This is a genomic window from Hymenobacter aquaticus, assembly GCF_004765605.1.
Lineage (GTDB): Bacteria > Bacteroidota > Bacteroidia > Cytophagales > Hymenobacteraceae > Hymenobacter > Hymenobacter aquaticus.
Window position 1 is genome coordinate 26,227 of the sequence record NZ_SRLC01000003.1, and the last position, 10,952, is coordinate 37,178.

Sequence of the window (10,952 nt, forward strand, 5' to 3'; positions counted from 1 at the left end):
TATGCCGAATCTGGTCAGCACTGGACCCGCCTGAAACAGAAACGCCTCCCTTGCAGAGCGCAAGGGAGGCGTTTTGGTGATCCCGCTGGGATTCGAACCCAGGACCCGTACATTAAAAGTGTACTGCTCTACCAGCTGAGCTACAGAATCAGTTCCCGATGGCCAAACGAGTTTCGCGTTTCGGGGTTGCAAAAGTGGCAGAAACACGGCTATTGTCCAAACTTACGGAGACTATTCGCGCATATTTTTTACCAACAAATCTTTATTAAGCTTATTTTCAAGCAGATAAATTATCAAAAAAACTTCCTGCTACGGCGCAGCAGGAAGGCAATATCCTACCGGAATAAGTAGGAGCTTTGTGGCCGGATACCTTGTGGCCCGCCATGTACAAAGCCTTGCTCAAACCCCTGCTTTTTCAGCTCGACGCGGAGCAGGCCCACCACTTTGTTTTCGACAACCTGCGGCGCAGCTGCCGCCTGCCCGGCACCCGGGCCCTGCTGCGCAGCCTCTACGACTTTGCCCACCCAAGCCTGGAACGGGAAGTATTCGGCCTGAAATTCCGCAATCCAGTGGGGTTGGCGGCGGGCTTCGACAAGAACGCCGAGCTAACCGACGAGCTGGCTACGCTGGGCTTTGGCTTCGTGGAAATCGGGACGGTGACGCCGCGGGCCCAGCCGGGCAACCCGGCCCCGCGCCTGTTCCGGCTGCCGCAGGACGAGGCCCTGGTTAACCGCATGGGCTTCAACAACGAGGGCGCGGCGGCGGCGGCCCGGCGGCTCCGGCAGCGGCGCTCCGACATTATCATCGGCGGCAACATTGGCAAGAACAAGGACACGCCCAACGAGCAGGCGGCCGCTGACTACGTGGCAGGCTTCGAGGCGCTGTTCGACACGGTGGACTACTTCGTGGTCAACGTTAGCTCGCCAAACACGCCCAACCTGCGACAGTTACAGGAAAAGGAGCCGCTGATCCGGCTGCTACAGCAGGTGCAGGAACGCAACCTGAGCAAGCCCCGGCCCAAGCCCCTGCTGCTCAAAATAGCCCCCGACCTCACCGACGGCCAGCTCGACGACATCCTGACCATTGCCGCCGAAACCCGCCTGAGCGGCCTAGTAGCCACCAACACCACTATTGCCCGCGACGCGCTGCGCACCGACCAAACCCAGCTGGCGGCCATTGGCGCGGGTGGGCTGAGCGGTAAGCCCCTGCGGCAGCGCAGCACCGACGTTATCCGCTACCTGCACCGCCGCACCGACGGCGGCCTGCCCATCATCGGCGTGGGCGGCATTGCCTCGGCGCAGGATGCCCTGGACAAAATGGCGGCCGGCGCGGCGCTGGTGCAGCTCTACACCGGTTTTATCTACGAAGGCCCGGCGCTGGTCAAGCGCATCAACCAGGCGGTAGTGGCGGGCCGTCGGTAAGCGGTATTCTGCGGCTCGATGCAAAACAGTAGCCGCTTTACTGCGGCTAGCAGCTAAGCCAATTCGGGCTGAATGCGTACTTCCACTAGCTTTTCGGGGTGCTGGCCCTGGGCAAACTGCTTTTTATAGCGCCGCTGCACCCAGATCATGGGCGGCACCATGACCAGCGTAGGCCACAGGAAGTTCAGGGGAAAGGGAATAAACGTGAGGGTAGTGGCCGAAAAAGCTGAAACCGCCGCTATGTATGAGCCCACGAAACCGGAAATGTGGTTGAGCAGCCACTGCCCGGCAGGCCAGGGCCCCACGCGGCGGAAGGCGCGGGCCTGCCGCAGCGTCGTCATCAGGCCGATGCCACCAAAAACGACCGGCACGGGGTTGGTTTGCAGGTTCAGCAGGCCGTAGAGCAAGGTGCCGGCAAACACCGCCGTACCGATTCCGACCCCGGCCCAGTCGAACAGGCCGGCCCGCGCCTCACCCCGGCTCAGGCGCTTGTGGTACACCGAGCGGTAGCCGAACCAAGCCAGATACAGGCTGAAAATGCCCGTCAGCAGCAGGAAAGTCAGGCCCTTGAGGGAGGCCGCCACCAGCGCGGTGCTGCCCGCCACCACCATAGCCCAGAAAAACACCTGCCCCCAGCGCCGGTGCGCCGGGCCGCCCTTGCGCACGTACAACGCCGCCGGCGCTACGAAAAAGCCAATAAACCCGGCCGTAATATGCAGCCAGCGGTTCGCGAGAAGGAAGGTTTCCATGGCGGGAGAATCGGGGGAGAAAAACATATGCCCCAAAACAAGCCGGAAAGCCGGCAGCGTGCTACTTTCTGTTACTCAACCGTCGGATAAGGCGCCTGAATCGTCATTTGCTGCCCCTAACCCGGCCGCCGAACAACTCGCCATTTCACCACTTCACCTTACAGCCGCACGCCCACTTTCAGCTCTACCACGTCGGCGGCCCCGCGGTGCACTTTCAGGTCGGCGGCGGCCCAGAGCTGCCGGGTGAAGTGGTATTTGAGCCCCAGCCGCTCGTAGTAGAACTTGTTGGACTTGTAGGGATTGTAGACGTAGAAGCCCAAGTGCGACACGAAGGCCAGGCGGCCAAACAGCAGCTCGTGGCCCACGAATAGGCCGGCTTTCTTCACGTCGGGCAGATTTTCGCCGGTGCGGGAGGTGTCGCGCAGCTGCACCAGCAACGACCGGTCGTAGAAGCCTTCCGCGCCCAGCAGCAGGTTGCTCTTGCGGTTGACGCGCCGCCCCACCGCCGCCGAAACCGACTGCACGGAGTACTTGCGCCGGTCCGACTCGTTGCGCTGCTTGAAGCCCAGACTGGTGCTCAGGTCCAGGAAATTGTGCCCGATTTCGGCGGGTTCAGCCGTGGGTCCCGGGCTCAGGGGCCGGAACGGGCGCTGCTGGTGGTAGTTGACGCCCACAAATACCGTGGGCAGGTTGATGCCGAAATTAGGCTTGGTGGTGGCCCCGTTAGAGTAGTGGTTCAGTCCCACGCCCAGCAGCAGGCCGTAGTGGGGCGCGAGGGCCACGTCGTATTCCAGGCGGGTTTGCAGCGTGGCGTTCAGCCGGGAGCTGACGATGTTGTTCTTGTGGTTGGTTTCCTGGTCGTAGCGGATCGGGAAAATACCGATGCCGGTACCGATGCGGAAGTTCAGCTCCTGCCGCGCCGTGCGGAAGAAAGCCTTGTTGATGTAGACCGTGGCGGCGTACGACTTGCCCAGCACCGGGTTGTGGTAGTCGTAATACACCAGCGCCAGGCCCACTTTCGGGTACTTGTACCAGCCATGCCAGGGCTCCGAGCCGTTGGTCTGGCGCTGCACGTTCAGCTCCAGCCCCGTCGGGTGCGACTTTACCAGGTGCTTCACCGACGGTGTATGGGCGATGATAAAGCTGCCCTGCCCATAGAGGCCCACCACCAGTGGGGGGCGGCTACCCGCGGCGGCCGATTGCTGGGCCCGGCCGGGGGCGGCGCTTAGCAGCAGAATAAAGAGCAACCCGTAACGAATCATTGAATAAGCAGTAAAAGCCAAGCTCCCCAAAAATAGGGAAAGGCCCCGACGCCGCCACGAAACCGCGCCGACTGAGGGCGGCCCGCAAGTCATTACCGACGGCATAGATTGCAGCAAACACCCTAATTATCATTTCGTTACTCCTGAAAAAAACTCCTGCTCAGCCGCAACAAATTCCGGCTGATCTGCAGTAATAATGCTGGTGGCGGTCCTGCCGACGGGGGCAGGTTTTCCGGCGAGGCTAGGCCTCCGTTGACTTTTCCAGCCGGCTGGTCGGCCACCGGCTTCTATTAGTGAAATAATATTTTTAAGTGTTTGATACTCTGGCAAATATTGAATTATCACCAGAATATTTTGCCTTTGCGCATACCTTCTTGGGCTCTGCTGCGTTTGAGGGCTCATCCTGGGCTTTTCAGGAAACACATTTAGCGTACCTCACTTTCTCTCTCATGAAAAAGACCACTGTCCTGTTGTCCCTCTTAGCTGTCGCTGGCCTCTCGACCACCGCGCATGCTCAAGTCCGTTTCGGCGTGAAGGGTGGCGTAAACTTGTCGAACTACTCCGGCCTGACCGACGAGCAAAAGAAGTTTGACGAGAACCTGGTAAACGCCAACGCTGGCGTGATGATGAACGCTGACCTGAGCGGCGACGGCTTCTTCTCCGTGCAGCCCGAGCTGCTGTATTCCGGCAAAGGCATCAAGTTCAAAGGCGACGGCTTCGAGTCGGAAGACCGGATGCACTACCTCGACCTGCCGATTCTGGCCAAGATCAACGCCGATGGCTTCATCTTCGAAGCCGGCCCGCAGCTGGGCTACATGGTGTCGCGCAAGGGCACGCTCACCGCGGGCGGCGTAACGGCTGAAGACAGCGACTTCGACGGCGTGAACCGCTTCGACTTCGGCTACGTGGCCGGCGTGGGCTACCAGCTCGAAAGCGGCCTGGGCTTCGGCGTGCGCTACAACGGCGGCCTGCTGAAGGTAGAAAAAGAAGTAGCCGGCCAGCCCCAGTCGGATGCCAAGAACTCGGTATTCCAGTTCCAGGTAGGCTACCTGTTCGGCGGCAAATAGCCCGAGCTAACTATCTGAGAAAGGCCTCGTTCCGAGTCGGAACGGGGCCTTTTTGCGTTTACAAGCGGCCGGAGCACCCCGAAACTGGCATATTTTTCGCCCGGCTCCGGACACACGCTTCTCCTCCCTCAACTCCACACACGATGAAAAAGACCGTAATTCTGCTGGCTTCTTTGCTCTCGGTGGCCACCATCAGTGCTTCCCGCGCCCAGGGCGTGCGCCTGGGCCTGCGGGCCGGGGCTAACTACTCCAACCTGGCCGGCGACGTGCAAAACGAAAGCACCTACAACAATAAAATCGGGTTTATGGGCGGCATCATCCTCAACGCCCCCTTGGTCGGCGACGGGTTCCTGTCGGTGCAGCCCGAGATTCTGTATTCGCAGAAAGGCTTCGAAAACAAGCCCACCGAGTACAAAAACCTGCTGGGCACCACCCAAAAGCGCGAAGGCAAGGTCAACTACAACTACCTCGACGTGCCGGTGCTCGTCAAGGTCAACGCCGGCGGTTTGGTGTTCGAAGCCGGCCCCCAGTACTCCTACCTGCTCAGCATCAAGGACGAAACCCGGGTGACGACCACCTCCGGCCTCACCGGCAATACGAGCACCAGCACCACCCACGACCAGAAAAACCTCGACCAGCTCAACCGCAACGAGCTGGGCTACGTGGCCGGCGTGGGCTACCAGGCCAGCAACGGCCTGAGCCTGAACCTGCGCTACACCGGGGCCTTCAGCGACTTCGTGAAGAGCAACAACGACACGTACTTCGACGGCGACCTGAAAAACGCCCGCAACTCGGCCCTGCAGCTTTCCCTGGGCTACCTGATTCCGGGCAAGTAAGGGTAGGCTCACCCCTGATAGAACGACCCGGCGCCCACAGGGGCGCCGGGTCGTTCCGTGTTTTGCGCTGCATGAGTGCTACTTTTGCCGTTTCGTTAACTATTCAATTCATGAAAAAACGTATTCTCCTGTTCATTGCGGCCGCGGGTATCAGCGCGGCGGCCCAGGCCCAAAACACCCGCCTGGGATTGAAACTAGGTCCGAGCCTGACTTCCTTCACCGGGGATGATGTGCGTGACGCGGCCTACAAGTTCGGCTTTCACGCCGGTGGCGTCGCCGAGCTGAACGTCAATGACCGGATTGCCATTCAGCCCGAAGTACTGTTCTCGATGAAAGGCGCCAAGGCGGAAGATGCCGACTTTAGCTACAACTCCAGCTACGTCGATTTTCCTGTGCTGCTCAAAATCAAGGCCAACGGGCTGTTCTTCGAAGCAGGCCCGCAGGCAGGCATCCTGCTAACCTCCCGGTTCAAGGCCGACGATCTGTCGGTCGATGTCAAAGACGAGTTCAAGGGGTTCGACCTGGGGTATGCCGCCGGGCTGGGCTTTCAGGCGGCCAGCGGGCTGATGGTCGGGCTGCGCTACAACGGGGGCATCACCCGCATCGGCAAGGATACCAAGATCGGCTCCGTGACCATCGAAGCCGGTGAGGTCCGCAACTCGGCTTTCCAGCTGTACGCGGGCTTCCTGTTCGGCAGCAAGTAGGCCCGTCTGCTACGGGGCTGATGCCATCAGACCCAGTCGGTATCAAGCACGAAAAGGCCGGCTCCAGGGATGGAGCCGGCCTTTTCGTGTCAGAGCCGAGTAGGTACTTAAGCCTTCATAGCCGCCGCGTAGTTGCGGTAGAAGTGCGGAATGGTTTCGATGCCCTTCAGGAAGTTGAACACGCCGTAGTGCTCGTTGGGCGAGTGAATGGCGTCGGAGTCGAGGCCGAAGCCGAGTAGCACGGAGTCGAGGCCCAGTTCGGTCTTGAACATGGCCACAATCGGGATGGAGCCGCCGCCGCGCGTGGGGATGGGGCGCTTGCCGAAGGTAGTTTCCATGGCGTCGGCGGCGGCTTTGTAGGCGACCGAGTCGGTGGGCGTTACCACCGGCTCGCCGCCGTGGTGGGGCTTCACCACCACCGTGACGCTGGCCGGGGCAATGCTTTCGAAGTGCTTCTGGAACAACTCGGTGATTTCGTCGGAGGTCTGGTGGGGCACTAGGCGCATCGAGATTTTGGCGTAGGCCTTGGAGGCAATAACCGTCTTGGCGCCCTCGCCGGTGTAGCCGCCCCAGATGCCATTCACGTCGAGCGTGGGCCGGATGCTGGTGCGCTCCAGGGTGCTGTAGCCTTTCTCGCCGTGGATGTCGGTCAGGCCGATGCTTTGCTTGAACTCCTCGTCGGAGTGCGGGGCTTTGGCCATTTCGGCCCGCTCCTCGGCACTCAGCTCGTCGACGTTGTCGTAGAAGCCGGGGATGGTAATGTGGTTGTTCTCGTCGTGCAGGGAGGCAATCATCTGGCACAGGATGTTGATGGGGTTAGCCACCGCCCCGCCGTAGAGGCCCGAGTGCAGGTCGCGGTTCGGGCCCGTTACTTCCACTTCGTGGTAGCTCAGGCCGCGCAGGCCCACTTCGATGCTGGGCGTGTCGTTGGCCAGAATGCCGGTGTCGGAAATCAGGATGACGTCGGCCTTGAGCTTCTCCTTGTTTTCGCGCACGAAGATGCCCAGGTTGTTGGAGCCCACTTCCTCCTCGCCCTCAATCATGATCTTGATGTTGCAGGGCACGCCGCCTTCCTGCATCAGCACTTCGAAGGCCTTCACGTGCATGTAGACCTGGCCCTTGTCGTCGCAGGCGCCGCGGGCGTAGATCTTGCCATCCTTGATAACGGGCTCAAACGGCGGCGAAGTCCACAGCTCGTAGGGGTCGGCGGGCTGCACGTCGTAGTGGCCGTACACGAGCACCGTGGGCAGGCTGGGGTCCACGATTTTCTCGCCGTAGACGATGGGGTTGCCGGCCGTCGGGCACAGCTCCACGTTCTCCACGCCCACTTCTTCGAGGCGGGTTTTGAGGTATTCGGCGGCCCGCAGCACGTCGCCGTGAAATTTCGGGTCGGCCGACACCGAGGGAATGCGCAGCCAGTCGAGCAGCTCGCTCAGAAAACGTTCTTGGTTACTTTCGAGGTAGGAAGCCATGCAGGATGGGGTTTGGGGGTAGTGTGGCCGTAAAAATAGCTAACGCCCGATAACAAGCCAGTAGCTAGAAACTAGTTCCCCTCCTCAGCTGACTCGGCGAATAAAGCCGACCGGGGTTAGGGGTGGTTGAAACGGTAGAACAAGTATTAGAGCTAGTTTCTAAAGGTCGTTCAACACTCCGGTCAACCACCCCTAACCCCTCCTCATCTGAGGAGGGGAACTAGCTTCTAATAGCTTTTAGTAGCTTTTACTTCGGGCCGCAGGCGGTGCGCAGCCACGCTTTGGCGTCGTCGTCGTTGCCGAAGATCCGCACCTCAAAGCCCTTGAGCTGGGCGTAGAAGGTCGCCGCCGAGGCATCGGCCATCGAGTCGGGCACCGAAATCATGGCGAAGTGGCGCACGCCGGCGGCCGTGGCGCTGGGGGCCCACTCGTTCAGCACCCACTCCATCGAATGGTCCCAGGGGCCCAGCACCCGGCGCGTATCGTTCAGCACGCAGTGCCGCCCCGAGGCAGCCACGGCCTCGATGTAGGCTTTGGCCCCGGCCTTGATGCTCTCGGCCGTGAGGTAGCCCACCCACTCCACCGCTACCCAAGGAGTAGCCGGGTCGGTTTCGATGGTAATGTAGGGCCGCCCCAGGGAGCTTCGCAGTTCTTGTTTCATAGCTTAAAATACCTCCCGGCAACAATAACCAGCCCGCAGGCCGGCAGAATAAGAAAAAAGAACAACCCCGCCCGGATACCCTTAGCGCAGTGCCTGCCGCAGCCAGCTTTTGGCCTCGGCCAGGGTATGGTGGTGGGCCGGCTCGATGTAGTAGCCGGTGGCGTCGGTGGTGTGGGCCGTGTACTGCTGCACCGAAATCTGGCCGAACACGCTTTCCGGCGACACGAAGCTACAGTGCCGGATACCGGCCGCGTAGGCCCGGGGGTTCCAGTCGTGGGCCAGCCACTCCTGGATGGCGGGCGTGGTAGCGCCCACCAGCCGCGTATCGGCCAGCCAACCCAGGGGCTGGGTGCGCCGGGCCTCCGCCTCGTAGAGGGCCAGGCCCCGGTCCATCAGCGACTGGAACTGCTGGCGGTTGGCAAAGCCGTGCCATTGCACGATCAGACAGGGTACTTCCGGGGCAAACAGCATCGAGCCGTAGGACTCCGTCAGCAAGGTGATATCAGACATCAGGGGAAAGGTAAGACAACTCCGGCTCCTAACCGGCCAAAAGGCGCTACGGTTTGAAAATAGCTGGTCAAGACGCGTCGGCACAGTCGCTCGGCAGTGGAATTACCACCTCCACGTCGTGTATCGGCACGAGTCAGGGCTTTGCCCAAACCCGCGCCAGAGTCGCCAGAGCCCATCAGACAGCACAAAGCCCCGGCTGCCCTGCGGCAACCGGGGCTTTTTACTGGCCCGACAATACCCCCGGCTAGGCGGCCGGGGCCGCCGGGGCCGCATCCACCACGTACTCGCGGGCCTTGGCCGCGTCGGTGAGCCGCCAGTAGGAGTCGCCGGCGGCGCAGAGCTGCACCAGCTGCCGGTAGAGACCGTTGGCAAACAGCAGGCGGGCCCGGGTAGCCCCGGCGCGGGTGTTTTCGGCCTCCTTGCGCTCGGTGAGGCCCTCCACGAAATGCTCGTTGTTGGCAGCCACCGCGTCGAGCAGGGCCGCCGTCAGGCCCTCGGCCTTGTACTCATCCAGGTACTTGCGGCCCTGCTTCACGAGCATGGTCGCGGCCAGGTGCAGCTTGGCTTCCGGCAGGTTCATTACATCCGACACGCCGAAGCGCTTGTAGCGAGCCGTGCGGGGCTCATCCCGCAGGGCAATGATGCTCATCACCTGCTGCATGGCGGTTTTCAAGGCCTCGGCCACCTCATCTTTCTCCTCCGTCACGGCGGCACCTTCCTGCACCAGCACCGTGTCGGGCTCCATCTCGCCAAACTCGGCGGTATCGGCTTTCAGCTTATTGATGCGGGCTGCCGTCACGCCGCGCCCGGCCAGCGCGGCCGCGTCGCGGTCCAGGGAGGGTTGCAGGTCGAGGCAGCGCTGCCACAGTTCGGCCTGGGTAAAGGGATACTCGGCCACGGGATTCTTGGCATTCATAGGGCAACAGTTAATAGGGTTAGAAAAAGAATAATCCGGCTATCCTGCCGATAGTCGGCGGGGCCTAAACTATTCTTTTTCATCCGTCTATCCTAGCCTTTCCACTCCGCCCGAAGCCCCGGAAAGCCTGACCGAAGCGCCATCCAGCACCACCGAAACCTTGCAAAGAACGACCGAAGTCCCAGACAGCTCATCCGAAGCACTGGAAAGAACGGCCGAAGCTCCACTCAGCATGCCCGAAGCACTGGAAAGAACGACCGAAGCAATAAAAAGAGCTATTTCCAAAGCTTCGGGGGAGGCGGCCGGGGCTTGGGCGGCTACGGGGGCGGTTTCAGTCGCCGCAGTCGCTCGGCTGTGCCGAGTGACGACTACGTGTGAGCAGCTGTGCTGCGAATTGGTAGGGGTCGCCAGAACATATCACATGACGCGGGACGCTCGCGGCAGAGCCGCTCCGGCGTAGGGGTCACTCGGCATAGCCGAGCGACTGCCTGGGGGGACTTGCTACCGATAGGCCGCGCCGCCGGGCTGGCGGCAGCGTCTCTACTTCCGCCCAAACAGCGGCACGCGGCTTTCGTTGCCGGCGCGCAGGCGGCCGATGTTGGCGCGGTGGGTGTAGATGAGCAGGGCCGCCAGGATAAAGCCGAAGTACAGCAGCAGCGGGTTCTGGGGGCGGAACGGGGGCAGCAGCTGGAGCAGGGCAAAGGCCACGCCGGCCGACATGCTGGCCAGCGACACGTAGCGGAACAGCACGAGCATCAGGAGGAACACCAGGATGCAGCCCCCCACCGTAGCCGGGGCAATGGCCAGCATCATGCCCAGCACCGTGGCCACGCCCTTACCCCCACGGAACTGCGCGAAGATGGGGTAAATGTGCCCCACGACGGCCAGCACCCCGCAGGCGAGCTGGAAGTAGAGCAGCTGGTCGGGGCGGATGGCACCCTGGCTGAGCATCACCGAGGCCATCATGGTGGCGGCCCAGCCCTTGAGCACGTCGATGGCCATTACGACCGAGCCGGGCTTTTTGCCCAGCACCCGGAAGGTGTTGGTGGCCCCGGCGTTGCCCGAGCCGTGCTCCCGAATGTCGAGGCCAAAGAAGCGGCGGCCGACCCAGAGGGCCGTCGGGATGGAGCCGAGCAGGTAGGCGGCCACGAGCAGGGCCAGGACGAGGGGTAGGTTCATGGGGCGAAGATAAGAAACCCCTCTTACGCGAAACCCCTCGCCGCGGCACCCCTCCCCAACCCCTCCCCTCTGGGAGAGGGGCTTAGGTTAGCATTGCAATTGCTGCAACGATGTCGTTGCCAAAGTAAAATAAGCCCCTCTCCCAGAGGGGAGGGGTTGGGGTGGGGTTGGGGTG

12 protein-coding genes and 1 tRNA gene are annotated in these 10,952 nt (G+C 61.7%); 4 read left to right on the forward strand and 9 right to left on the reverse strand.

The features are described from left to right. Window positions 1-74 precede the first annotated feature (74 nt). Window positions 75-150, reverse strand: a tRNA-Lys gene (locus E5K00_RS19910). 233 nt (window positions 151-383) lie between these two features. Here E5K00_RS19910 and E5K00_RS19915 point away from each other — a divergent pair. Continuing rightward, complete coding sequence (locus E5K00_RS19915; protein WP_135465076.1) at window positions 384-1,421, forward strand: quinone-dependent dihydroorotate dehydrogenase; 1,038 nt, start codon at window positions 384-386, stop codon at window positions 1,419-1,421. A 53-nt stretch (window positions 1,422-1,474) separates the two neighbouring features. Here the strand turns inward: E5K00_RS19915 and E5K00_RS19920 are convergent, their stop codons facing one another. The 3 genes from E5K00_RS19920 to E5K00_RS19930 form a co-directional block, all read right to left on the reverse strand. After that, complete coding sequence (locus E5K00_RS19920; RefSeq protein ID WP_135465077.1) at window positions 1,475-2,170, reverse strand: DUF2306 domain-containing protein; 696 nt, start codon at window positions 2,168-2,170, stop codon at window positions 1,475-1,477. A gap of 158 nt (window positions 2,171-2,328) precedes the next feature. Continuing rightward, the gene (locus tag E5K00_RS19925) at window positions 2,329-3,432 is read right to left on the reverse strand and encodes an acyloxyacyl hydrolase (protein WP_167856964.1); all 1,104 of its coding nucleotides are present in this window, start codon (window positions 3,430-3,432) and stop codon (window positions 2,329-2,331) included. Between the two features lie 129 nt (window positions 3,433-3,561). Next, window positions 3,562-3,834, reverse strand: a complete 273-nt coding sequence (locus tag E5K00_RS19930; protein WP_135465079.1) for a hypothetical protein — start codon at window positions 3,832-3,834, stop codon at window positions 3,562-3,564. Between the two features lie 47 nt (window positions 3,835-3,881). On the opposite strand from E5K00_RS19930, the gene E5K00_RS19935 reads away from it, so the two are divergent. From E5K00_RS19935 to E5K00_RS19945, 3 genes are all read left to right on the forward strand, one after another. Next, window positions 3,882-4,499 (forward strand): porin family protein, encoded by a 618-nt coding sequence (locus E5K00_RS19935; RefSeq protein WP_135465080.1) that lies wholly within the window; start codon window positions 3,882-3,884, stop codon window positions 4,497-4,499. Window positions 4,500-4,642: 143 nt separating this feature from the next. Further along, window positions 4,643-5,335: a porin family protein gene (locus E5K00_RS19940; RefSeq protein WP_135465081.1), complete on the forward strand. Its 693-nt coding sequence runs from the start codon at window positions 4,643-4,645 to the stop codon at window positions 5,333-5,335. A 110-nt stretch (window positions 5,336-5,445) separates the two neighbouring features. Continuing rightward, on the forward strand, window positions 5,446-6,039 hold the full coding sequence (locus tag E5K00_RS19945) for a porin family protein (RefSeq protein WP_167856965.1): 594 nt from the start codon (window positions 5,446-5,448) through the stop codon (window positions 6,037-6,039). Window positions 6,040-6,146: 107 nt separating this feature from the next. On the opposite strand, the gene E5K00_RS19950 is transcribed toward E5K00_RS19945, so the two are convergent. The 5 genes from E5K00_RS19950 to plsY form a co-directional block, all read right to left on the reverse strand. Then, window positions 6,147-7,511 carry a dipeptidase gene (locus tag E5K00_RS19950; protein WP_135465083.1) on the reverse strand — a complete coding sequence of 455 codons (1,365 nt, stop codon included), beginning with the start codon at window positions 7,509-7,511 and terminating at the stop codon, window positions 6,147-6,149. A gap of 247 nt (window positions 7,512-7,758) precedes the next feature. Further along, complete coding sequence (locus E5K00_RS19955; protein ID WP_135465084.1) at window positions 7,759-8,172, reverse strand: SpoIIAA family protein; 414 nt, start codon at window positions 8,170-8,172, stop codon at window positions 7,759-7,761. A gap of 81 nt (window positions 8,173-8,253) precedes the next feature. Next, window positions 8,254-8,682, reverse strand: a complete 429-nt coding sequence (locus E5K00_RS19960; RefSeq protein WP_135465085.1) for a hypothetical protein — start codon at window positions 8,680-8,682, stop codon at window positions 8,254-8,256. Between the two features lie 244 nt (window positions 8,683-8,926). After that, window positions 8,927-9,598, reverse strand: a complete 672-nt coding sequence (locus E5K00_RS19965; RefSeq protein ID WP_135465086.1) for a hypothetical protein — start codon at window positions 9,596-9,598, stop codon at window positions 8,927-8,929. 540 nt (window positions 9,599-10,138) lie between these two features. Further along, on the reverse strand, window positions 10,139-10,777 hold the full coding sequence (gene plsY, locus E5K00_RS19970) for a glycerol-3-phosphate 1-O-acyltransferase PlsY (protein WP_135465087.1): 639 nt from the start codon (window positions 10,775-10,777) through the stop codon (window positions 10,139-10,141). Between the last annotated feature and the right edge of the window lie 175 nt (window positions 10,778-10,952).

What these genes read in the sequence shown, in the direction of transcription:
- E5K00_RS19920 (WP_135465077.1), bottom strand. Translation starts at nt 2,170, where the DNA reads ATGGAAACCTTCCTTCTCGCGAACCGCTGGCTGCATATTACGGCCGGG.
- E5K00_RS19925 (WP_167856964.1), bottom strand. Translation starts at nt 3,432, where the DNA reads ATGATTCGTTACGGGTTGCTCTTTATTCTGCTGCTAAGCGCCGCCCCC.
- E5K00_RS19950 (WP_135465083.1), bottom strand. Translation starts at nt 7,511, where the DNA reads ATGGCTTCCTACCTCGAAAGTAACCAAGAACGTTTTCTGAGCGAGCTG.
- E5K00_RS19940 (WP_135465081.1), top strand. Translation starts at nt 4,643, where the DNA reads ATGAAAAAGACCGTAATTCTGCTGGCTTCTTTGCTCTCGGTGGCCACC.
- plsY (WP_135465087.1), bottom strand. Translation starts at nt 10,777, where the DNA reads ATGAACCTACCCCTCGTCCTGGCCCTGCTCGTGGCCGCCTACCTGCTC.
- E5K00_RS19935 (WP_135465080.1), top strand. Translation starts at nt 3,882, where the DNA reads ATGAAAAAGACCACTGTCCTGTTGTCCCTCTTAGCTGTCGCTGGCCTC.
- E5K00_RS19915 (WP_135465076.1), top strand. Translation starts at nt 384, where the DNA reads ATGTACAAAGCCTTGCTCAAACCCCTGCTTTTTCAGCTCGACGCGGAG.
- E5K00_RS19945 (WP_167856965.1), top strand. Translation starts at nt 5,446, where the DNA reads ATGAAAAAACGTATTCTCCTGTTCATTGCGGCCGCGGGTATCAGCGCG.
- E5K00_RS19930 (WP_135465079.1), bottom strand. Translation starts at nt 3,834, where the DNA reads ATGAGCCCTCAAACGCAGCAGAGCCCAAGAAGGTATGCGCAAAGGCAA.
- E5K00_RS19960 (WP_135465085.1), bottom strand. Translation starts at nt 8,682, where the DNA reads ATGTCTGATATCACCTTGCTGACGGAGTCCTACGGCTCGATGCTGTTT.
- E5K00_RS19955 (WP_135465084.1), bottom strand. Translation starts at nt 8,172, where the DNA reads ATGAAACAAGAACTGCGAAGCTCCCTGGGGCGGCCCTACATTACCATC.
- E5K00_RS19965 (WP_135465086.1), bottom strand. Translation starts at nt 9,598, where the DNA reads ATGAATGCCAAGAATCCCGTGGCCGAGTATCCCTTTACCCAGGCCGAA.